The sequence below is a fragment of the Streptomyces physcomitrii genome (assembly GCF_012273655.1).
Lineage (GTDB): Bacteria > Actinomycetota > Actinomycetes > Streptomycetales > Streptomycetaceae > Streptomyces > Streptomyces physcomitrii.
In genome coordinates, this window is record NZ_JAAWWP010000001.1 from 678868 (window position 1) to 699505 (window position 20638).

The following is a 20638-nucleotide window of genomic DNA, read 5'->3' on the forward strand; positions in this document are numbered from 1 at the left end:
GATGCGTATCCCCTGGGCATCCCGCGCATGCTCGGTTCTCGGCCGACCTGCCAGTGTGGGCGCCCCTCCCGCCGGGCGCGCCATAGGTGATCACAGAACCTTCACCCTCACTCGACAAGGCCTGCAACTCTGGCATTTGCCTGACCCGGGGACGCCCTCGATGGCGAACCGGGGCCCCCGGCGCCTGATTCCCTTGTGTATGCGGCCGGACACGTTCTGGTGATCTACGCGCGTGGCACTCCGCCACGCCCCCTCGACGGCGACCGCACCGCCGCCGGACCGGGCCGCGGGACCGGAGCACCACGGAGCACGGGCGCCACGGGCAGGACGCGACACGGCCGGTACCCGGCGCGGTCGCCGAGTCACCGCACGGCCCGCACGAGCCGCAGGGCGCAGCCGCCGCACGACGCAGAGTCGTCCGGCACACACGAGTCGACGAATCGCACGGGACCGAAGAAACGATGGGAGACGAACTTCAGTGAGCAAGGTGCTGTTGGTGCATGCCAAGGGTGGTCCGCCGCTCGGCTACGTCCTGAACCGGGCGGCCGCGCGGGCGGAGGTGCACCTGCTGGCGCTCAGCGCGCTTCCCTCCTCCGTCGCCGAATCGGCCGGGAGCCTGTGCGCCTCGGTCGTGACCCCCGGTGAGGCGGAGCGGGCCGACCTGGTCTCCCTGATCGTCTCGCGGGCGAGAGCCGTCGGCGCCGAGGCCGTGCTCACCTGCTCCGAGTACGCGGTGGTCGCCGTCGCCGAGGCCTGCGAGCAGCTCGGCCTCGCCGGACCCGGCGCCGCCGCCGCGCTCGCCCGCGACAAGCGGATGATGCGCCGCACCTGGCGTCAACACGGCCTGCCGCAACCCGAGTTCCGCCCCGTCGCCACCGAGGCGGACCTCCTGGAGGCCGCCGCCGCACTCTCCTTCCCGATGCTCCTCAAGGCGGCCTGGAGCGCGGGCTCCACCGCCCACCAGATCATCCGCGAGCCGCACGAGGTGGCCGCCGCCTGGCAGCGCTCCCGCCAGGTCATGGCCGAATCCGCCCAGTTGGGCTTCGCCGAACTCCATGTCGCCGAGGCCAACGCGCACTTCGTGGTCGAGGAGATCGTCACCGGCACCGCGAGCGCCTGGTTCGAGGAGCCCGGCTGGGGCGACTACGTCAGCGTCGAGGGCGTGGTGGCCGACGGCGTCTTCCACCCCGTCTGCCTCAGCGGCCGGATGCCCACCGTGGAGCCGTTCACCGAGCGCGCCGGGATCACCCCCGCCCTGCTGCCCGAGGAGGCCCAGGCCCGCGTGGTCGACCTGGCCCGCCGCGCCGTGGACGCCCTCGGCCTCGACAACTGCGGTACGCACACCGAGATCAAGCTCGGCGCCGACGGCCGGATGTGGCTGATCGAGACCGCCGCCCGGTTCGGCGGGGCGATGACCGTCCCGCAGATCGAGGAGGTCTTCGGCCTCGACCTGGTCGGCATGCTCGTCGACCAGCTCCTCGGCCGCCCGGTCGACTGGCCCGCCGAGGCCCTCACCCCGGAGCACGCCCGCGGCGCGGCCGGCTCCCTCGTCGTCCTCGCGGTCGACGGCTCGGGCGCCGCCTGGCCGGACCGCAGGAACTGGGACTTCCCGGTGGTACGCGAGAACGTCCCGCTCGCCGCGGGCAGCCGGCTCTCCGTGGTCGCCGAGAGCTCCCTGCCCGACGGCACCCCCGTCCCCGTCTACGACCCGGCCGCCGGGGCCAACACCATGGCGGCCCTGTGCCTGCTCTCCGCCACCGACGCCGCGACCGTGCTGCGCGACTTCGCGGTCCTGATCGCCGCGCTGCCCGCCGTCCTGCCGCCCGCCGGATCCGTGCCCGCGGGGCCCACCGTGCCCGCCGAGGGACCCGCCGCGCTGTCCGCCGCCCGCCCCGAGGGAGTCCCCGCATGAGCACCGCCCTGCTCTCCACCGGCGCCCCGGAACCGGCGACCGACCGCACCGTCATCGGCGAGAACCTCTCGCTGCCGCTGTTCCGCACCCTCTCCGGGGTGCTCGCCGGCCACCCGTACCTCAAGGTCGTCGTCGACCGCGCCGAACACAGCTGGCACCTGCTCGACACCGCCGCGCACCCCTTCCACGTCAACTACATCGCCACCCGCGTCCTCGGCATGGACCTGGACGAACTCGACGCCGCACTCGACGAGTTCAACGCCTCCGTCTACATGGACCCCGAGCGCCGCTTCCTGCTCGGCGTGCTCTCCCTGCACACCGACGAGGACGCCGAGGGCCGCGAACGCACCTTCCTCGTCATGGAGACGACCGAGGCCGACACCATGAACGGCGAACTCCTCACCGAGTTCTACGAGTTCGTCCGCGAGCGGGTCGACGGCCGGCTGCCGCTGCTGCTCAAGCCCGCCAACCACGGCCAGGAGGAGGAGCTGGCCGCGATCAGCGAACAGCGCCTGCCGCGCATCCTCAGCCACGAACTCTTCGGCACCAGGAACCGCACCCCGCTCAACGTCGGTGACGCGACAGGGCGGTTGCGCTACTTCCGCACCACCGAGGAGTACGAGGCCGCCGCCGACTCCCTCGGCTGGGCGGACATCGTCGCCATGCCCTGCCTGCCGGACGACGTGCCGCGGGTCGCCGGATTCCTCAACACCGCGCCCATCACCCCGCTTTCGCACACCAATGTGCTCGCCTCCGGTTGGGGCATCCCCAACGCCGTCGTCCGCGACCTCGCCCAACTCGTCGCGCAGGACGGCCTGGACGGCGCCTGGGTCCGCTACCGGGTGCGCGAGGACGAGATCAGCCTCGAACGCCTCGACGAGGAACCGCAGTTGCGCGCCCCGGCCTGGCACCAGCAGCGCATCCGCCTCGAACCGCCGCTGCTCGAAGACGCGCCCGTGCTCGCCCTGCACCGGCTGCGCAGCGCCGACCGCGACCGCTACGGCACCAAGGCGGCCAACCTCGGCGAACTGCACCACGTACTCGACAGCCGCACCGCCGACCTCACCGCCTTCTACGGCCGCCCCCGCCCGCCCCGCGAGGACCTCTACAGCCACCTCGCGGTCCGGCTCGGCCTGCCCTCGCCCTCCACGGCCGAACTCCGGTCCGCGGCAGCCGCGTTCGTCGCCGGTACGGTCGAGGCCCCCGAGGGCGTCGCGCTCCCCTTCTCGCTCCAGCACCGCTTCCTCACCTCCTCCCCGGCGCTCCAACAGGGCATCGGCAAGCTGAAGATGGCGCTCGAACTCGACGCCACCGAGGTGCTCGACTCGCTGTGCCTGCAGATCCAGCACCTGATCCGGCACACCCCGATGCCCGACTCCGTCACCCGCCAGATCATCCAGGCCTTCCCCGCCCCGCTCGCCGCGGGCAGCCGCCTGGTGGTCCGCTCCTCGTCCAACGCCGAGGACCTCCCCGGCTTCTCCGCCGCCGGCGTCTACGACTCCGTCACCACGGTCCGCGGCACCGAGGAACTCCTCGACGCCGTACGCCAGGTGTGGGCCTCGCTGCTCTCCCCGCGCAGCGTGCGGCTGCGCCACCAGGTCGGCATCTCCCTGGACGACACGTACATGGGCGTCATCGTCCAGGAGTACGTGCCCGCGGCCCTCGGCGGCGTCCTGGTGACCTGCAACCCCACCCGGCGCGAGGACTTCCGCAACGTCTACCTCAACTGCTCCCCGGGCTCGCCCGAACAGGTCGTCGAGGGAGCGGTGCTGCCGCAGCAGTACCTCTACAACACGGTCGAGGGCGGCGGGCGCACGGTCGCCCTCGGCTCCTGGAGCGAGGGCCTGCCGGCCGGCACCCGCGCCCGCCTCGCGGACCTGTCCCTCACCGGGCGGCTGCTCCAGTCCCACTTCAGCGCGCCCGAGGTGGACCAGCCGCTGGACATCGAATGGCTGCTCACCGACGAGGGGGACTTCCGCCTGGTTCAGATCCGCCCCTACGCGCTGTGAGGGCCCGCCTGCCGCTCCCGCGCTCCGCCGCGCGCCCGACGGCCACCACCCTGACCGACACCGCCCGCCGCATCATCCGGCTCAACTACGGCTTCCAGCTCCTCTTCAACCTGCTGTGGTGGATGCCGGTCTTCTACGCCTACCAGAAGGCGGCGGGCCTCTCCGACGGCCAGATCTTCGGCATCCAGAGCATCTACTACGTCGCCTTCTGCCTCTTCGAGATCCCCACCGGGCTGATCGCCGACCGCATCGGCACCCGCAACTGCCTGCGCGCCGGAGCCGTCGTCATGACGGCGGCCAACCTCGCCCCCGTCTTCAGCCCCTCCTACACCGGCTTCCTCGTCCACTTCCTCGCCATCGCCGCGGGCCGCTCCCTCACCTCGGGCGCGGCGAGCGCGTACCTGTACGACGGTCTGCGCGCCGAGAAGTGCGACGAGCACTACCTGAAGGCCGAGGGCACCGCCCGCGCCCTCGGCCTCGCGGCCAAGGTCCTGTGCTGGCCCTTCGTCGGCCCCCTGATGGCCCTCGCCCACGCGGCCCCCTACGTCCTGAGCGCCGCCAGCGCCGCGGGCTCACTGGCCTGCGCGATCGCGCTGCCGCGGCTGGCCGGGCCGACGGGGGAGCCGGGCTCCGCGGGAAGTGGCCGTACGGTCAAGTCGGCGTCCGGCAAGGGGAGTTCGGGCGCCGGAGCCCGTGCCGGCGGCGGAAAGGCGGGTGCCCGGCCCGGGCGGGGCGCCTTCCTGCGGGATGCCGGTACGGCGCTGCGCTGTGTCGCCCGCTCGCCGTGGCTGGCCCTGGTGATGGTGCAGGGCGTGGCCGTCTTCACGCTCTCCCGGATCTGCCAGGTCAACCTCTTCCAGCCGATCCTGCTCGACCACGGCATCGCCGAGTCCTCGCACGGCGGGGTGCTCGCCGCCATGACGGTCGCCGAGGCGGTGGGTTCCGCACGCCCTCAGTGGCTGAGCCGCCGTCTCACCCCGGTGGCCTGGGTCTCGATCCTCAGCCTCGCGCTCGCGGCCACCCTGGCGGGCATCATCCTCGGCGGCCCCTGGACGGTCATCGCCCTGCTCTGCCTGTTCGCCGCCGCCACCGGCTTCGCCTACCCCGTCCAGCGCAAACTGGTCAACGACGCCGTACCCGCCGACGCCCCCCGCGCCACCCTCCTGTCGGTCGAGTCGATCGTGGACCGCGCGGTCTGCGCCCTGGCAGCCATCGCGGTCGGCGCCTACCTCTCCGCCGGCCACCTCGACGCCCTCCTGTGGCACAGCGCCCTGGCGACGGCGGTCCTCCTCGGCGCCTTCCAACTGGTGCTGCGCAGCGGGGTGTTGAAACGACACCTGGAGGAGAACGGGGGAGGCCCGGAGAGCGCGAAGGCAGGGGTCAGCGCCCAGGCCATGGATGTGGATATGGACGACGTACGGCCTGAGGCTGACGTACAGCCGGAGGCCGACGCGGAGTCGGGAGCCGACGCGCAGTCGAAGGCCGGCGTATAGAGACCCGCCCGCACCTTGATCTCATCTCCAGGGGATCCATGGGGTCCATGGGAGTCCACGGGGGCTATGGGAGTCCATGGGTGCGGGCGTACGGAGGGCGCGGGTCGTGAGGGCGACCCGCGTCCTTCCGCGTCAACGGGAGCTGAGCAAAGCAACTCCCTCAGCGGGGGAGCTGAGCCAGCAACTCGATGACGCGGGCCGGGAGATAGGCGGGCCGGGAGGGCTGCCCGACCTGGTAGGCCACATAGCCGAGGGCGGCGGCGGCCTCGGTCTCCTCGACCGTCTCGGCCTCGTAGACGAGGCGGCAGCCGCCGGAGTTCGCCTTGGCCCGCTCCCAGAGCACGGGCGCCGGCTTGCGCTCCGCCTCGGTACGCGGGGTCAGGATCCGGTCCCCGAAGTCGGCCCAGGCGAAGGGCGCCGAACCCTTCCAGGTCGAGTCGACCTCCTTCTTCAGGACCGCCGCCCGCTCGGCGTCCGTCGAACCCCACTCGGAGGGCACATTGGTGATCAGCCCGACCTTGATGTGCCGCTCCCGCAACTCGCGCAGGTACTCCGCGGCCCCGGGCAGATAACTCGTACTGTCGTCCTCGCCCGTGTGGACAAGCGTCTCGCCCAGGTCGAAGTACACCACCGCACACCCTCGCGCGGCCTCAGCGGCCCGCGCCCCGGCGACGGCTCCCTGCGTCCGTTCCTGTGCCTGTTCCCGGGCCTGCTTCTGTCCTTGCCCCTGCGCCTGTGTCCCGGTGGCCGGAACCGCCGCGCTCGCCGTCGCGGCCAGCGCGGTCGACGCCACTGCGGCACCCAGTGCGAGGCCCATACGGAGGAAGCCCCTGGAAGCGGATCTGTTCATGGCGTCGGCGCCCTTCTCCTCGACGCACCGTATGGTGCGAACATGTTCGGTGCATGACACATCACCACGCAAAAACCTCCCACGTGGCCTCGATGCGCCCGGAAGATCTGTCTCCCCGTCACCGCTCTACGCCGCTCTACCCCTCAACACCACAGGTCACTCCGATCCCCGGGGAACCCGCACATTTCGCGCGGTCGGGGGAGGAGGGGCGGACGTGGCACGGCTCGGCGCGGCGAAGTCCCGCAGGGGCGTGGGTCGTTGGCGCTCCCGGCGACGAACCGGATAGACCAGATGGAGGGGAAACGGCACTAGAGGAAGGGATGTTGGAGGCAGGCAGGCAGGCAGGCTGGGTCAGGTCAGGGGCCGGGTCAGGAAAGACCGGCCCACTCCGCTTCCCCCGCGTCGTAGCCGCCCTCGGGGGTGAGGAGCCGCTTGACCACCTCGACGAGCTCGCTCGGCTCGAAGGGCTTGGGTACGAAGGCGTCGATCCCGAACTTCAGATCGCGCTCGACCTCGTACCGGGTACAGGAGGTGACCATCGCGATCGGCAGCTTCCTGGTCCGCGGATCCGCGTGCAGGCAGGCGGCCGTACTGATCCCGTCCAGCCGGGGCATCACCACATCCAGGGTGACGACATCGGGCCGTACCTCATGCACGACCTCCAGGCATTCGGCACCGTCGGACGCGGTCACGACCTCGAAGCCCTCCAGCTCGAGGTTGACCCTGATCAACTGCCGGATCACCTTGTTGTCATCGACAACAAGCACCCGACCGGACACGCCTGGCACACATCGAGAGTAGGACGGGCCCCCTCCCCGCGTCCGGGTTTTCCCTTTTTCCACCCGCGAGGGTGCCCCCGACCCCTACGGCCCCCCTCCACCCCACCCGCTCCGTCGACCCCCGCCCACACCCGCCTCCCCGCCCCACAAAACCCGTTCCTGAGGACCCCCGCGAAGCTGGTAGTGTTCTACCCGTCGCCACGCAGAAGCGCAGGCCACGCCCCCGTAGCTCAGGGGATAGAGCAACGGCCTCCGGAGCCGTGTGCGCAGGTTCGAATCCTGCCGGGGGCACTCGCCAGACAGCCAGTAAGAATCACGCGCTGAGCTGGGCGGATGCCGACATGAGAGAGCGGGAGTCAGTCTCACTGATTCCCGCTCTTTCTCGTTGTCTCTCACTGTTCGCGACGCACCTCCGACACAGGCTCGACTCCGTCTGAGGGAGACGTGAGCTGCCCACTGTCCGTCTGTCCGTGCCTTCGTGTAGCGTCCGAGGGCCGGTTGAGGGTAGGGGGTGCCGGTGATCGACTTCACTGTTCAAGCGAATGGACAGGACTACTTCCTCGCGCCTGGCAGGTACCAGGTCGACGGTGACGAAGCCCGTGCACTGCTGGTCGACAGCGAGCGCTTCACAGGCTCTACGACTCGCGAGCAGATCTGGAACGGCTTCGAGCTCTACATGGGGCACTTCTTCCGCCTGGATGAGCACTTCAGTGAGACGCTGAAGGGGGAGTCGCTCGTGCACTGCGTGTGGCTCGGAGGCAGCTTCGTCAGCTCTCGACTCAATCCCAGGAACGCTGATCTCACCGTCTTCGTCAACGATGCAGCCGCGCAAGCGATCAAGGGAAAGCCTCGGTCGGGGTGGATGACCAAGGCGTTCACACGGATACACACTGAGAGGGAGTACCTGCTCTCAGCTCTTGAGGTGCGCTACCACCCCATCAGCTCCGTTTTTGACCTTGACGTGCTTGAGCATCCACAGCTTGAGTACTTGCGTCAGCGCGGAGCATGGGATGACTGGTGGCAGCGTTGCAGACCTGCCGGCCAGAAGGATGCGCCTACGCTGGAGAGTGCAGTTCCCAAGCGAGGCTACTTGGAGGTGACGCTGTGACCACGAGTTGGCGGCGGCGCGTCTTGGAGAGTCATCGCGCCGACTTGGACCAGTGGCTTGAGCACGAGGACTCCGCAGAGCAGGACGAAGACACTGTCGACTCGGAGCAACGAGCCGAATGGCTGTCTTCCGTGCAGCGGTGGGACCCGAAAGCCCGCCTCCGTGAGGAACTAACCATCCGGCTAACTGGAGACGAGGCGGGCAGGGGCGGCCTCAGGTTTTCCGTTGGCAACGCCCTGCTTAAGCCCCTCCAAGACGGAGTCACAGCATCGACTGACGAAGATGTGGAGCTTGAACTCGTCGGCATCTCGTCAGGCAGTACCGTCCTACATGTGCGCCCTGCAACGAGAAAAGCACACTCCGAAGAGGAATTGACGGATGGCGGGGATCCAACAGAAGACAACAATGCCGAGGTAGCAGAACAGGCTATCAGCGTATTGTTTGACGCTGTAAAAACGGTCGAGGCTAGAGAAGATGTCACCGAGTGGACGCCTATGCTCTCCAGTCTTTCAAAGCTGGTGAGCGCGCTTGACCGCTTCGATCTAGCCGTGCAGTTGCGCTGGTTCTCAGGCGATGGCTCTGTCCACAGCTCAGCCCTCACCGAAACAGGCAAGCAGTACGTCCGCGAGCTTCGGAAAACACATGCTGAAGCATTCGCACGCGTACGACGCAACATCTCAGGGCGCGTCACTGAAATGAAGCTTTCAGGTGTGGCCGTGATCAAGCCGCCATCCAGCCCAGCCGTAGCATTGAAGTTTGAGCCCGGCCAGATCACCGAGGTTCCGTGGAAATTGGGCGACGACGTTCATCTAGTCGTTGAGGAACGCCGCAGACTCACCCGTGACGGAGGGCGAACTGTAACTGAGTACGTTTTCCTGGGTACGCATGGGGATAACGACGAGATGGAACTGTTCTATCCGCAGGATGTTTTCCCCCTTGACGCCCCAATCCGTCTCCGGCGCGAGATCGAACCGGGAGAACAGGAAACTGAATAGCAGAGGCATCAGCGGGCCGTCAGAAAAAACCTGACGGCCCGCTGTCATTCAATCTCCCTCTTCTTGCATGGCGAGTTCAATCCTCACGTTCGAAAGTTCCTCGTGCCCGTCAACGCAGCCGTGGTACCGGCGATGGATCACTTCCGGGGAGTTTCCGACCCGGCGGGCAACCTCTGCGATAGGCACCCCAGCGTTCAGCCAGCGCGTGATGCAGGCGTGCCGCAGGTCATACGGGCGTCCGGCCAACAGCGAATCGACACGCTCCGGCGGGAGCGCGTACTTCCGCGCTTCCTCCCACACCCGCCAGTAGGTGGATGAGCCGACCACTCCTCCGCGCTCATTGCCGAACACGCGCCGCTCCTTCGCTGTCCCGAACTCATTCAGGTGCGCCCGGAGGATCGCAACCAGGGTGGGCGGGATGGGGACCGGGCGGTCGGTAGATGCTTCGCGCCCCTTCAAGCCCCGGCGGTCGTGTCGCTCTCCAGAGTCGGTCCACTGCTTGCCTGAGACGGGGCGTGTCTCCCGCAACGTCAGTGTGCCCCAGCCATTCTCTGGCAGGTGGCAGTCAGACAGTCGTAGTCCGACCGCCTCAGCGGGCCGGAGTCCCGCGTAGTACAGGACCGCGTAGAAGGCCACCAGGCGCCGCCCACGGCAGCGATCCCAGGAACCGACGTAGGAGACGGACGTGAGCAACTGCCGAGCCTGTACGGCGTTCACCAGGACGCGCGGGTCTACCACGTCGTTGGAGCCGACGCGCTTCCGGCGGGTCCGCTGAAGCGGGTTCTCTGGGAGCTTCCCCGTGGCCACTGCGTGTTCGAGAGCGGCGTTCAGGGCGCGACGGCGCCGCTTGTACGTGTCGCCCGCAGCGGGGGTGCCGTCCAGCTTGTAGCTGACGCGGTACAGCACACCCTCGAACACCTCAGCGTCGGAGACATCGCCCAACGGCCGGTCGGCCGTCGTGATCCAGTCATACGCGGCCTTGAGTTCGGCCGGCGGATCCTCCCCCTCGTTCGCGGGCACTATTCCCCACCGGAAGGCCAACCGAAGGAACTCATCCTCGGGGGCGCCGTCCCCGCGCTTCACCATGGCGAGCGTCACGGCCGCGAGACCATCAGCCATGCCCTCACGACTCTTGGCCGCACTCGTGCGCCACCGCCCGGCCACGTACTTCCGGCAGAACTCGAACCACCTCAACGGCGGTTCAGCGTCCGCCGCCTCGGCGGCTTCGGCAGCTGCGCGCACCTCGGACTCAGGCAGCCCCGATTCGATCTCGAACGCTTCACCACGCCGGTTCATGGCCTGCCACAACTCAGACCGACGGCTCTCCGCAAGAGCCGACGTGGTGAACGTGTCTCCGTGCACTTGCCCTGCGACCACCCACCGGAGGCGCCACGGGCGGGACTTACGGCCTGTCTTCGACACCTTCCACAGCTTGACGTCGAAGGAGTAGCCCGGCCGGGCTGACCCGCGAGGGCGCCCGGCAGGGGTGTCGTTCTCGGTGCTCACGCAGCGTCCTCCCGCTCCGCAAGCCAACGCTCGTATTCCGACCGCCGGATCCGCACGTCGCCGTTCGGGAGCTTGATCGAGCGGGGCCCCTTCCCGAGCTGGCGCCACCGGTAGAAGGTCGACGGGGCAACCTTCAGATCATCGATGATCTCCTTGACGGTCATCTTTTCGTCCCGCGTACGGGCGCTCATCCCGCCATCCCTTCGGCTTCGTCCGCACCGGACAGGCCGGACAGCTCCAGTTCCGACTGTCCGGGGTGTTCGTGCTGGTCAGAGGGGGTAACCGGACAGCCGGACAGTGCGGACACCTCTTGGGCGCCCTCTGTCCGGGTCCCGGTGTCCGGGTAGTACCGGCCGCCGGGGTCCTTGGTGAGCTGTCCGGCGTCGGCCATGCGGTTGCAAGTGCGGCGGATCGTGTCCAGGTCGACGTTCGGTAGTTCGCCCGCCATGTCCTTCGGCTTGGCGCCGGGGTGGGCGCGGACGTAACGCAGGATCGTGGCGCGGGTGTCGCTGACGGTGTGGTCGGTGACCGGTCCGTCCAACAGGTGCCAGGCGCCGGAGGCGGGTTGGAAGCTGAGGGCGTACTCGGCTTCGTCGACATCGCGGCCGGTGACGTGCAGGATGCCGTCCGCCTGTCCGCGGGCGCGCTTCAGTACGAGCGTTGCGTCCGCGGCTCCGGCGATTCCGTTGGTGCCGGAGACCTCGGTGAGGAAGTCCTCGGAGCCTGCCTTGCGGACGTGGTGCACGAGGACGACAGCAACGCCGTAGTGGTCGGCGAGCCGTTTGGCGTAGCCGACGGCGACATAGTCCGCGTTGTATGCCGACACCCCTTGCGGCGCGTTCCCGCGCATCTTGGCGAACACGTCGATGACGACCATGCGCGCGTCGGGGTTGCGCTCCAACCACTGGGCAATGGCCTCCATGCCGCCCTGGGGGAAGGGCGGGCATTCGGTGACCAGGGTGAGCCCGGCGGGGGCTGGCTGTCCGCCCAAGAGCTTGCCCATGCGGGTCTGGAGACGGCGCGGGGTGTCTTCGAGCGCGAGGTAAAGCACGGGTCCGCCCTGTACGGGCACGGAGTCGAACGCCGTGCCTCCGGCCGCGACCGACAGGCCCAGTCCGAGGGAGAGCCAGGACTTGCCGACCTTGGGGGGTCCGGCGAGCACGCTGACGCCTTCGGCGAGGATGCCGGGCACGGCCCATTTCGGCTCGGGGAAGTGGGCGGCCATGAGCTGATCAGCCGTCCATGCGGTCCGGGGGCGCTCTCGCTTGGGCGGCGCCGGGCGTGCTGGCTCGGAGTCGCTGGGCACGGAGTACAGGTGCAGGGGCGGGATGGGGTTAGTGCTCATGCTGCGACCGTCCGGGGGCGTCGTGCCCCGGCTCGCAGGCCGGAGGCGATGGTGCGCTGTGCCTCACGCTCGCCCTGGCCGACACGAAGCCCGGCGGACAGGAGCCAGCCAGTCACGTCCGCCTCGCTCAGCTCTCCCCCGGCTACGAGCTGGCCGAGGGCGACGGACGCGAGGTAGAGGCTGGTGTTGTGCTCGTTCTCACCGGAGTTGGTGACGCGGGCCAACTCGCCGTTGACTGCGGCGTTCAGGAACGCCGTGCGCCTCCCGTCTCCTCCGAGGGCGACCGTGACCGGTCGCTGCGGAGGCAGCGGCGCCGGGCGCAGCAGTTCGGCGAGCCAGCCCGGCAGCGGCGCCACAGGAACGTTGTGGACGACCTTGTAGGGGTGCCCGTTGAAAGTGCTGCCCGCGCCGACGACAAGTCCGCCAACAGCACGCGTGTCGACCTTCCAGCCCAGCCCGCGGGCGCTGTCCCCGGCGGTGTTGCGCAGGGGCTCACCCTCGGGTGCGGCGAAGTACATGTGCGTGCCGCCGCTCCATGTGCGGACCGTGTAGGTGTTGCCGGGGAACGGCTGACCGTGGCGCGCGCAGAGCACGGCGAGCACGTCGGCGCCCTCGGTGACCGCGTGCGCGGCCCAGTCCGCCGACGGAGTGTCGTCGGGGTGCTTGGGCCTGTCCAGGTCGATGACAACCAGGCCGGAAGGGCCGGTGGCGATACCAACGTTGTAGGGGGCATGCGTCCAACAGCGGGTGATGCGGTCCGGGTCGGTGGTGGCGCGCTGTTCCCACGCGGTGATGGCGGGGCGCTTGTCTCCAGGCCGGAGGGGGAAGACGTGCCAGTCGCGCGACGCTGCGTCAAGCGCAGCGGCGAGCTGGGCAGAGCCGTCCGGGTACGGCATGCTGGGGATCTCCTGTTCTGTCTTCGGATGGGCAGGGAGAACCGCGGCGGCGGGCGACCTTGCTGGGGAGTCCCGCCGCCGCGGCGTTGCTACTCGGAGCCGATGTCGTAGCCGAGCGGTCCGAGGGCGCTGTGCGCGCGGTCCAAGCGGTCGGTGAGGGTCTGTGCGATCAGCACGGCGGAGGCAAGGCCGGAGCGGGCTTCGGCAAGGTGGTCATCCGGCGCACCGTGGTCCGCCGTAACCGCCCCGGTCTTGGCGAGCGCCCCCAGGAAGCGGGAGATCTGCTCGAAGCTCTGCGGCAGACGCTGGGTGAGCTGTGCGAGTGAGGCAACCAACGTGTACGCGTCGCTGGGGTAGTTCAGCTCTCCCTTGGCGTTCTGGGTGGCGTGGTTGAGGCTGCGGATCGCATCCGCGGCCTGGTTCGCCAGGTCCTGGAGGTGCGCGTTCGTCATGGTCGGCCTCTCGGTTCGGGGCGTCATGCTGCGTCTCCTTCGGGGGTGTCGCCACCGAGTGGCGGTTGGTGCCACGGCGGCAGACTGTTCAGGGTGCGAGTGCGCCAGTTGAGGGCGTAGGGCTGGCAGTTGGCGCAGTTCTTGTGCGGGTGGCCGGGCAGGGGCGGTTTGCGGCGTGCGTCGTAGGACCAGGCGAGGGAGTCAGCCGATGCGAGGCTGTGTCCGCAGCTGCGCAAGCCGAGGGTCTTGAAACCGAAGCCGTGCAGCCGCAGCCCCTGCGCAGCGAGGGTCGTGACGATCGCGGCGGCTTCCCCGGTGGCCTGGCGACGGCACACGGAGCCGAGTCCGACGACGGGTTCGGCAGCCAGGTCGACACCGGCCCGTTCGTAGGCGTCGACGCAGGCAAGGTAGTCGTCCAGCTCCCAGCCTTGGAGGACGGGAATGATGGGCAGGTCTGGGGCCGCGCTGCGCAGGTGAAGGAAGTTGTCGATCGTGCGCCGCTGGTGTTCGCTCACGCTCAGGCCGGTCAGGCCGGTTATCCAGGGCTCACACATCCAGTCCATCGGAGCGGCCCAGGCCATGCGGCCGATCTCGTCACGGAAGCGGCGGACCGCGGCGAGATAGGTGCTGGCGGTGGTCCGCCACTTGCCGTGCATGGACAGTTCGGTGAACCCGCCCGAGTCCAGGGCCCACGGCGCTATGGCTCGCGGCAGCGTGCGGCGGGTCGCGAGACGGCGGTAGGAGACGAACAGCGGCACATTCGCGGTGCCCAGCCAATGCGGTTGATGAGTACCGAGGAAGAACCTCACCGGGCCTGCCTTTCCTCGACGGCGGGCAGCTGTGGGAGCCCCGCCCGGTTGAGCGCCTGCGGGTCGAAGCCGGGCAGCGCAGCGCGGGTGACAAGGGCCTGTGCGAGCTGTTCGGCGTAGGCGGCACCGGTGCGGGCCACCTCGATCTGTGTGGTGGCACGGAGGGTTTCGACGCGTTCGATGTGGGCGCGTTCCTCGCGGCGATCGGTCACGTGCCGCTCGTACGCCACGCGCTCCCGCCGGTCGGTGCGCCAGTACCGGGCGGCGAGCCCGTAGGCAACAGCGGTCGTGAGCGCCCACAGCAGCAGCGGCAGGGACAGCCCGTCGGCGTATCCGGCGACCCCGGCCAGGGCGAGCCCGCCGGAGGCGGCGAACGCAGTCCCGGCGAGCACGCCGTCACCGGAGCGACCGAGGGAGGCGCAGGCGCCGGCCGCAGCGGCTCCGAGGGACAGCACGGTCATGAGCACGGCGTTGCCGAGGGAGTGTTCGGCGCCGTTGACGTTCCAGATACGGGCCAAGATGAGCACGGTGGACGTGGCGACGGCGGGCGCCGCCTTGGGCGCGATGATGCCGAGCCAGTGCCGGGCGATGATCTGTTCGTTCATGGCCGGACTCCTCAGAGACTCTGGATGGCGTCGATGACGGCGGCGGTGAGTTCGTTGATGGGGCCGGATGCGCCGGTGGAGGCGAGGAAGAAGCCGAAGGCGGCGGCGGTGAACGCGGAGCCGTAGCCGAGGGACTTGGAGCGCAGCAGGAAGAACAGAACGAGTCCGAACAGAGCCACGAGCGAGACGGTGACAGCCACGGGCGGAACCTCCTTCGAGTGGTGCGTACGGGTGGTCAGTTGGTGCCTTCGCGGTAGATCCGCTGGGCACGGTTGAAGAGCCACCGCCCGGCGCGTATGCGCTTGCCGGTGGCCTTGCAGCGGCGGCAGCTCTTGCCGCGCTTGGGGCGTCCCTTGCGGTCAGTGGTGGTGGCGAAGCCGAAGCCGTTGCACGTGCGGCAGGTGCCGAACGGGCTGGCCGCACACAGAGCGCTGTAACCGAGCGTGACGAGCATCAGGCAGGCGACAGCAAGGGCGATGAGGGTCATCGGGGGCCCTTTCTCGGGGTTTCCGGGGTTTTCGCAGGTGGGGTGCTATCCGCTAGATGGCAGATCAGGTGCTATGCGGGGTGCTAGCGGGGGTGCTACCGGTAGCAGGTGAGCCCGCTACCGGTAGCTGTCCGGCGGGGCTAGGCGGCACCCCGGTTTTCGTCACGCTCCGCAATTGCCTTCGTGACGTCATCGCGGACGATGCCGCGGCGCGTGGTGCGCTCGCCGTCGTCGGTCGTCCCAGCCACGCCGGTGGTCTTGATGCCATGCGGCTTGAGCGCGCTGGTGACGTTCTCGCCCTTCCAGCCGCCGTAGACCTCCGGCCGCAGCTCCGTGAGCCGGGCGGCGATCCGCTCGTTCCATACGCGCTTCTCCGACGGCGGCACGACCGCGGCCACGTCGGCAAGCAGGTCGTACGACGGTCCCGACGTGCTGTCCGTGTCTTCCCCGAGGGCATGCCCGGACAGGGTGCCTTCGGCCTTGCGCAGGGCGAGCGCGCGCTGAGCGATGGCGTTGGTGGCCGGGTCGTCCAGGTAGGCGGTGCGCACCACCACCGGGAGCGCGGTGGCGCCGGCGAGGTAGCCGTTACCGGCGTCGATCTCCGGACGGAACGACGTGGCGCGCACGCCGTTCTTGTACGCGCTCGTACCGAGGATCATGTCGTTCTCGACCTGTCCGGCGACCTTGAGAGCAAAGCGGATGGAGACGTTGCCGCTGATGCCCGTCGGAAGCGAGTCCTTGTCGGGCCGCTGCGTGGCCAGCACGAGGATTACACCCAGGGCACGACCGAGCTTGATGATGAACTCCGCATCGTCACCAGCCTGTTTGCCGTACTTGGGGTGGGCGAACAGGTTCTGGCACTCGTCGAACACACCGACCAGCGGCCACAGCTTCAGCGAGCGCTTGTCAGCGATGGCGCGGGTGACGCGCTTGTCCGGGCACAGATCCCGCGGCAGCTTCTTGATAGCCGCGGCACGGCGCATGACTTCCTCGCGCAGCAACTTCAGGGAGTCGGCCGCGTACCGGATCGAGTCGTCGTCGATGCCGGAGACGAACCGGTGGCTGACGCATTCGAGGGAGTCCAGGTCGCCGGTTCCCTTGTTCTCGTGCAGCCACAGTTCCACGCTCGGGTCAAGCGCGGCGCCGCAGGCCAGCACGCGCACGGAGGCGGTCTTGCCCTGGCCGGGCAGCGAGCCGACCAGGATGTTGTGCTGGATCATCGGTACGGACTGGGCACGGCCGCGCGGGTCGATGCCGAACGGGACGCGCTTGAAAATGTCGTGCTTGCGGACGTTGGCGAGCGCCCACTTCACGGTGCCGGTCTTGGACAGGTCCCGGTCACCGACCCACAGGATGAGCCGTCCCTCGTGCTCGTTGGGGTCGGCGTCCGGCCACACGCAGCCCAGCGGGCGGCGCAGGCCGGAGGCGAGCCGGGCACGCCGGTCGGCCACGTCTGCGACGGTCACGCCCAACGGCAGGTCGATGTCAGCGCGCCAGCCCGGCCCCTCACGGGTGATGGGGGCGACGAACCGGATGCCGTCCTGTCCCTTGGCGACCGCCGATGCAATCTGCCCGATGCCGATGGACGCCATGGCCTTGACCACGATGTCGCTGGTGAGCTTCTGCACCTCGGTCTTGATGACCGCGCGGGTAGCCAGCGGCGCATCCGCCGGCGCCCTCAGCCAGCCCAGCGTCAGCACGGTGACCGCAGCGGCGATGACCTGTGTCATCAGCTCCGCCCCGAACACCAGGAACAGGCCCACGACCAGGGCGAACAGTCCGCCAAGGAACGTGAGGAGCATCCGCAGGCGTACCCGGCGGTCCCGCTGCCGAGACAGCTTCAGGTACAGCTCGGAGTTCTCGCGGCGCGCCTCTGCCTGCCGCAGCGGCTCGCCCTCCGCGTCGACCGCCCAACGGCCGACCCTGCCCAAGGCGTTGACCAGGCCGCTCGGGGAGCGCCAGATGAGCTTGGGCACGTACAGGAACGGCACGCGGACCGCGTGGAAGGCGATGGTGTGCCAGACGTGCCCGGCCAGCCAGCCCATCGCGTCCTTGAACTCCGCGCCCGACTTCATCCACACCGGGATGATGTCCAGCCGCTTGGAGTCGCGGATGCGGTCGATCAGACCGGGGCCCGACCGAGTCGGCGCCGGACGGTCGACCAGAGCCGGGCCGGAGTCGTCCGACTCCCCCGTCTCCGAGTCGGCCGACTCGGTCGGCTTCGGGTCGCCCGACCGGTCGGGCGCGGAGTCGGGCGACGCGTCGGGGGTGCCGTCGGCCGACTCAGTACGGGCCGACCGCGCCTTGTCCAGGTCGACCACGTCGCCCTTGGAGTCGGCGCCCATCTCGGCTTCGAGCCTGTTGAACAGTTCGTTGTCGTCGTCGGGGTGTTTCACTTGGGTTCCTTCTCTCGGGAGGGATACGGGGCCCGGCCGCTGCTTTGGTCGGTTGAGACCGGGCCCCGTACGAACGTGGGTTAGGCGGCGCGCTGGTCTTCGGGGTAGGCGCAGGGGACGCACACCCCAAGCGAGGTCGGGATGCAGTAGCTGTAGGTCAACCGGCACTGCGGGCAGGTGCGGCGGGCGAGCATCGCCAGAGCGAGCGCGCCCCACTTGCGCGAGGTCATCGGCCGGACCGGCTTCGCACAGTCGATGCGGTAGAGGTAGGCGACCTGAACGCCGGACTTGCGGCCCCCGTGGCGGCGCATCACCTGCGCGGCGACCGGCTGCCCGCCCGGCCGAAGCCCCTTCTCACGCAGCTGGCGGCGGGTGGCATAGCCGTCCGGGGCGAACCGCCACGGGAACGTGGGGATGCCGAACCGGGTCCCGTCCGGGTCGAAGCACTTGGCGTACGTCGACATCAGGCAGCCACCCCTACGACCGGAGCGTCCGAGCGGGCGCCGGTACGGCCTGCGCGCCGTCCGGTGACGGTGGCGAACAGCCGACCCAGCCCCGCACGGCGGGTACCGGCGCGAGCCTGCTTGGCCGCGTACATCGCCTCATCCGCACGACGCAGCAGCGCGGACAGGTCGTCATCGGGGAAGTCGGCGGCACGCACCCAGCCGAGAGCGACCGTGGTGTGTACGTCGGGGTCCTGGCCGTCGACCGGGCGAGCGAGCACGCCGTGCAGCACGGCGAGCATGTCTCCAGCGGTGCCGTGGTCGTCGATCAGGACGGCAGCGAACTCATCGCCCCCGAGCCGCCCGGCCACCCCGGACCGGCCGACGTGGTGGGCGAGCCGGTCCGCTGTCGCCTTCAACAGCCCGTCCCCGGCCGCGTGCCCGAAGGTGTCGTTGATCTGCTTGAACTTGTCGACGTCGGCGAGCACCACCACCGCGCGCGGGTCCCTCAACAGGGCGGTGGCGCGGCGAGTGAATCCCTCGCGCGTCCGGAGCCCGGTCAGCGGGTCACGACGGGCGACGTTCAGGCGCCGCCGCAGCCACAACGTGTGGGCCGTCCAGCCGGAGGCGACCGGAGCCGCCGCGGCCAGCATGGTCATCAGGGTGTTCATGCCGCCGCCCCCTCGGTGCCCTCGTCGGTGCCTTCGTCGTCGCCGTCGACGGAGTGCAGGCGGCGCCCCTCGGCCCGCTCGTTCAGCAGCAGGTCACGCAGGACACGGGAGTTCGCGGCAGAGCAGTGCAGTGTGGTGCGGATTGCTTCCGCGTTGATCGCGTCGTCCGTCCAGTCCGCCGTAGCATCGCGTGCCTCGGTGAGCAGTTCGGCCGGGGTCCGCGGCGCCTTCGTTGCCTTGCCCTTGGTGCTGGCCGGGCGCTTGCGCGGCGGCTTCGGCGCCTCCGGCTTCGACTTCGGCGTCTCCGTCGGCGGCACAGGCGGAACGTCCTCGCCCGCCGGGGCAAGCTCACCCAGCTTCAGTAGCACGCGTTCCGGGCGCGGAGTCTTCGACCGCCACCGCCGACCGTGCTCCTCACGCAGCCGGGCACGGGCCAACTGCCGCTCACGCTCTCGCTTCAGCGCCTCGGAGTAGGACGTGATCTCCCACAGCGTCATCCGCCGCCACAGACCGAACGTCGACAGCGGGGCCAGCATCCACCGGGAGAACCGCACCTTCTCCATCCGCCGGCCGGTCGCAGCGCCGATCCGCACGGCGTAGATGTGCGCACCGATCTCGGAGAACACCACCCACAGCAAGGGCATCGTGCCGTGTGCCACCTTGGCCCACAGCGACTCCCCAGCGGCGACGTTCAGCCCGCACGTGATCAGCGTCAGCGCCCAGGGCACGAACCGCACCCACGCAAGCGCCATGTCCATCCGGATCAACAGCAGGTTGGCCACGGTGAACACCGGAATGGCCACGTCGATACCGACCGGCAACATCCACGGCTCACCGAACCCCCACCGCGCCGCAGCAGAGGAGACCGCGTCGAACGAGGCAATCAGGCCCAGGGCCCCGACCCCCGCCGCGGCGAGCGCGCCAAGTCCGGCAAGCCCCATCTCCGGGCGCGTCAGCGGCGGCACCGCCGGACGCTCGATGCTCTGCGTCGTCGTCATGCCGCACCTCCGGCCACGATCAGGGCCGCGAGGATGAGCAGCGCGCCACCTGCGCAGATGAGGTCAACCGCACGGCGCAGGCCCTTGAACTTGGCCATCGCGAGGCGGGAAAGACCCGCGATGTCCGCGCTGAGACGGTCCTCACGCAGCTGAGTGGTGATCTCCTCAGCCGTGAGCGTCGCCCACAACGGGAAGCCGTGCCGACCGCGCAGGTTCGGGCGCACCGACCGCAGCAGCAGACCCGCCGCAGCGACCAACAGCGCCATGCCCGCGCCACCCACCACACAGGAAGCGGTGTTCAGCGGCATGTCCTTGGCGACCGTCCAAGCCCCGGCCACCACCGCGCCGACGAACGCCAGCAACAGAGCGGTCTTGTTGTCGGTCCGCGCGATCTCGGCCTTCACCTCAGCGTGCGCGGTCGTCAGCTTCGTCTCCAGGGCGCTCATGCCGCAGCCCCCTTCCGGGAGAGCCGACGGAACCCCGCTGGACGCGCCAGGGGGACGACGTTGAACAGCTCCGGTGCGTGCGCCTCGATCACCTCAGCGGCGATGCGGGCCACGTCGTCCGGCAGGTTGCGGTACTCGGGGTCGGCCAAGATGTCGCGCGCCGCGTCCATCCGAGCCGCGCGCTCCATCTCGCTCTCACCCTCCACCCCGAGCCACAGCTCAACCGGGGTACCGAGGGCCAGTTCCGCGAAGTCCTCAGCGGATACGGCCTGTTGACTGCCGATGTACGTACGCATGGACGTTCTCCTGAATCGATGGGACAGGGAGAGGTCCGGCGGCGGGCGACCTTGCTGGGGAGTCCCGCCACCGAACATGTGCGCGGCGGTACACGTCCTCCGAGATAGAGAACATGTATCACGTGTTCCTCATCGTGCAGTG

General features: G+C 69.4%; 22 protein-coding genes and 1 tRNA gene. 6 read left to right on the plus strand and 17 right to left on the minus strand.

The window, feature by feature from the left end:
* The first annotated feature begins 478 nt into the window (after positions 1–478).
* Genes HFV08_RS02810 through HFV08_RS02820 form a run of 3 tightly spaced genes read left to right on the plus strand, consistent with a single transcriptional unit; the run spans position 479 to position 5414 of the window.
* Entirely contained in the window at positions 479–1912 is a 1434-nt protein-coding gene (locus tag HFV08_RS02810) for an ATP-grasp domain-containing protein (RefSeq protein ID WP_168535421.1), read from the plus strand.
* On the plus strand, positions 1909–3921 hold the full coding sequence (locus HFV08_RS02815; RefSeq protein ID WP_168535423.1) for a PEP/pyruvate-binding domain-containing protein: 2013 nt from the start codon (positions 1909–1911) through the stop codon (positions 3919–3921). The genes HFV08_RS02810 and HFV08_RS02815 overlap by 4 nt, the downstream gene beginning before the upstream one ends.
* Entirely contained in the window at positions 3861–5414 is a 1554-nt protein-coding gene (locus HFV08_RS02820) for an MFS transporter (protein WP_168535425.1), read from the plus strand. The genes HFV08_RS02815 and HFV08_RS02820 overlap by 61 nt, the downstream gene beginning before the upstream one ends.
* 160 nt (positions 5415–5574) lie before the next feature.
* On the opposite strand, the gene HFV08_RS02825 is transcribed toward HFV08_RS02820, so the two are convergent.
* Both HFV08_RS02825 and HFV08_RS02830 read right to left on the minus strand, forming a co-directional pair.
* Positions 5575–6042 carry an HAD family hydrolase gene (locus tag HFV08_RS02825; RefSeq protein WP_312885316.1) on the minus strand — a complete coding sequence of 156 codons (468 nt, stop codon included), beginning with the start codon at positions 6040–6042 and terminating at the stop codon, positions 5575–5577.
* A 590-nt stretch (positions 6043–6632) separates the two neighbouring features.
* A complete protein-coding gene (locus HFV08_RS02830) occupies positions 6633–7106 on the minus strand; it encodes a response regulator (RefSeq protein ID WP_168535429.1) in 474 nt (157 codons plus the stop codon).
* Positions 7107–7262: 156 nt separating this feature from the next.
* On the opposite strand from HFV08_RS02830, the gene HFV08_RS02835 reads away from it, so the two are divergent.
* The 3 genes from HFV08_RS02835 to HFV08_RS02845 all read left to right on the plus strand — a co-directional run bounded on the left by HFV08_RS02835 (position 7263) and on the right by HFV08_RS02845 (position 9146).
* Positions 7263–7334, plus strand: a tRNA-Arg gene (locus HFV08_RS02835).
* 226 nt (positions 7335–7560) lie between these two features.
* Positions 7561–8151 carry a DUF6932 family protein gene (locus HFV08_RS02840; RefSeq protein ID WP_210429722.1) on the plus strand — a complete coding sequence of 197 codons (591 nt, stop codon included), beginning with the start codon at positions 7561–7563 and terminating at the stop codon, positions 8149–8151.
* Positions 8148–9146: a hypothetical protein gene (locus tag HFV08_RS02845; protein WP_168535431.1), complete on the plus strand. Its 999-nt coding sequence runs from the start codon at positions 8148–8150 to the stop codon at positions 9144–9146. Before HFV08_RS02840 ends, HFV08_RS02845 begins: the two co-directional genes overlap by 4 nt.
* 48 nt (positions 9147–9194) lie before the next feature.
* Here HFV08_RS02845 and HFV08_RS02850 read toward each other — a convergent pair whose 3' ends face one another.
* The 15 genes from HFV08_RS02850 to HFV08_RS02920 all read right to left on the minus strand — a co-directional run bounded on the left by HFV08_RS02850 (position 9195) and on the right by HFV08_RS02920 (position 20496).
* Entirely contained in the window at positions 9195–10652 is a 1458-nt protein-coding gene (locus tag HFV08_RS02850) for a tyrosine-type recombinase/integrase (protein ID WP_312885317.1), read from the minus strand.
* A complete protein-coding gene (locus HFV08_RS02855; RefSeq protein ID WP_168535433.1) occupies positions 10649–10843 on the minus strand; it encodes a helix-turn-helix transcriptional regulator in 195 nt (64 codons plus the stop codon). Before HFV08_RS02855 ends, HFV08_RS02850 begins: the two co-directional genes overlap by 4 nt.
* Positions 10840–11997: an AAA family ATPase gene (locus HFV08_RS02860; RefSeq protein ID WP_168535435.1), complete on the minus strand. Its 1158-nt coding sequence runs from the start codon at positions 11995–11997 to the stop codon at positions 10840–10842. Before HFV08_RS02860 ends, HFV08_RS02855 begins: the two co-directional genes overlap by 4 nt.
* Complete coding sequence (locus HFV08_RS02865; RefSeq protein ID WP_168535437.1) at positions 11994–12893, minus strand: bifunctional DNA primase/polymerase; 900 nt, start codon at positions 12891–12893, stop codon at positions 11994–11996. Before HFV08_RS02865 ends, HFV08_RS02860 begins: the two co-directional genes overlap by 4 nt.
* Positions 12894–12982: 89 nt before the next feature.
* A complete protein-coding gene (locus tag HFV08_RS02870; RefSeq protein ID WP_168535439.1) occupies positions 12983–13372 on the minus strand; it encodes a hypothetical protein in 390 nt (129 codons plus the stop codon).
* Entirely contained in the window at positions 13369–14154 is a 786-nt protein-coding gene (locus HFV08_RS02875) for a deazapurine DNA modification protein DpdA family protein (protein WP_168535441.1), read from the minus strand. The genes HFV08_RS02870 and HFV08_RS02875 overlap by 4 nt, the downstream gene beginning before the upstream one ends.
* Complete coding sequence (locus tag HFV08_RS02880) at positions 14151–14759, minus strand: hypothetical protein (RefSeq protein ID WP_168535443.1); 609 nt, start codon at positions 14757–14759, stop codon at positions 14151–14153. Before HFV08_RS02880 ends, HFV08_RS02875 begins: the two co-directional genes overlap by 4 nt.
* 11 nt (positions 14760–14770) lie before the next feature.
* Positions 14771–14959 (minus strand): hypothetical protein, encoded by a 189-nt coding sequence (locus tag HFV08_RS02885; protein ID WP_042167516.1) that lies wholly within the window; start codon positions 14957–14959, stop codon positions 14771–14773.
* 35 nt (positions 14960–14994) lie between these two features.
* Positions 14995–15246 carry a hypothetical protein gene (locus HFV08_RS02890; RefSeq protein ID WP_168535446.1) on the minus strand — a complete coding sequence of 84 codons (252 nt, stop codon included), beginning with the start codon at positions 15244–15246 and terminating at the stop codon, positions 14995–14997.
* 140 nt (positions 15247–15386) lie between these two features.
* Positions 15387–17642, minus strand: a complete 2256-nt coding sequence (locus tag HFV08_RS02895) for a P-loop NTPase family protein (RefSeq protein WP_312885319.1) — start codon at positions 17640–17642, stop codon at positions 15387–15389.
* Positions 17643–17722: 80 nt separating this feature from the next.
* Positions 17723–18106: an RRQRL motif-containing zinc-binding protein gene (locus tag HFV08_RS02900; protein ID WP_168535448.1), complete on the minus strand. Its 384-nt coding sequence runs from the start codon at positions 18104–18106 to the stop codon at positions 17723–17725.
* Positions 18106–18756, minus strand: a complete 651-nt coding sequence (locus tag HFV08_RS02905) for a GGDEF domain-containing protein (protein WP_168535450.1) — start codon at positions 18754–18756, stop codon at positions 18106–18108. The genes HFV08_RS02900 and HFV08_RS02905 overlap by 1 nt, the downstream gene beginning before the upstream one ends.
* Positions 18753–19754 (minus strand): DUF2637 domain-containing protein, encoded by a 1002-nt coding sequence (locus tag HFV08_RS02910; protein WP_168535452.1) that lies wholly within the window; start codon positions 19752–19754, stop codon positions 18753–18755. The genes HFV08_RS02905 and HFV08_RS02910 overlap by 4 nt, the downstream gene beginning before the upstream one ends.
* Positions 19751–20200 (minus strand): Pycsar system effector family protein, encoded by a 450-nt coding sequence (locus tag HFV08_RS02915; protein WP_168535454.1) that lies wholly within the window; start codon positions 20198–20200, stop codon positions 19751–19753. Before HFV08_RS02915 ends, HFV08_RS02910 begins: the two co-directional genes overlap by 4 nt.
* Positions 20197–20496 carry a hypothetical protein gene (locus tag HFV08_RS02920; protein WP_168535456.1) on the minus strand — a complete coding sequence of 100 codons (300 nt, stop codon included), beginning with the start codon at positions 20494–20496 and terminating at the stop codon, positions 20197–20199. Before HFV08_RS02920 ends, HFV08_RS02915 begins: the two co-directional genes overlap by 4 nt.
* Positions 20497–20638: the final 142 nt, after the last annotated feature.

Bases quoted from the DNA above. Each gene is read 5' to 3' on its own strand.
- HFV08_RS02815 (WP_168535423.1), top strand. From the start codon at position 1,909: ATGAGCACCGCCCTGCTCTCCACCGGCGCCCCGGAACCGGCGACCGAC.
- HFV08_RS02820 (WP_168535425.1), top strand. From the start codon at position 3,861: ATGGCTGCTCACCGACGAGGGGGACTTCCGCCTGGTTCAGATCCGCCC.
- HFV08_RS02855 (WP_168535433.1), bottom strand. From the start codon at position 10,843: ATGAGCGCCCGTACGCGGGACGAAAAGATGACCGTCAAGGAGATCATC.
- HFV08_RS02860 (WP_168535435.1), bottom strand. From the start codon at position 11,997: ATGAGCACTAACCCCATCCCGCCCCTGCACCTGTACTCCGTGCCCAGC.
- HFV08_RS02865 (WP_168535437.1), bottom strand. From the start codon at position 12,893: ATGCCGTACCCGGACGGCTCTGCCCAGCTCGCCGCTGCGCTTGACGCA.
- HFV08_RS02870 (WP_168535439.1), bottom strand. From the start codon at position 13,372: ATGACGCCCCGAACCGAGAGGCCGACCATGACGAACGCGCACCTCCAG.
- HFV08_RS02880 (WP_168535443.1), bottom strand. From the start codon at position 14,759: ATGAACGAACAGATCATCGCCCGGCACTGGCTCGGCATCATCGCGCCC.
- HFV08_RS02890 (WP_168535446.1), bottom strand. From the start codon at position 15,246: ATGACCCTCATCGCCCTTGCTGTCGCCTGCCTGATGCTCGTCACGCTC.
- HFV08_RS02900 (WP_168535448.1), bottom strand. From the start codon at position 18,106: ATGTCGACGTACGCCAAGTGCTTCGACCCGGACGGGACCCGGTTCGGC.
- HFV08_RS02905 (WP_168535450.1), bottom strand. From the start codon at position 18,756: ATGAACACCCTGATGACCATGCTGGCCGCGGCGGCTCCGGTCGCCTCC.
- HFV08_RS02910 (WP_168535452.1), bottom strand. From the start codon at position 19,754: ATGACGACGACGCAGAGCATCGAGCGTCCGGCGGTGCCGCCGCTGACG.
- HFV08_RS02915 (WP_168535454.1), bottom strand. From the start codon at position 20,200: ATGAGCGCCCTGGAGACGAAGCTGACGACCGCGCACGCTGAGGTGAAG.
- HFV08_RS02920 (WP_168535456.1), bottom strand. From the start codon at position 20,496: ATGCGTACGTACATCGGCAGTCAACAGGCCGTATCCGCTGAGGACTTC.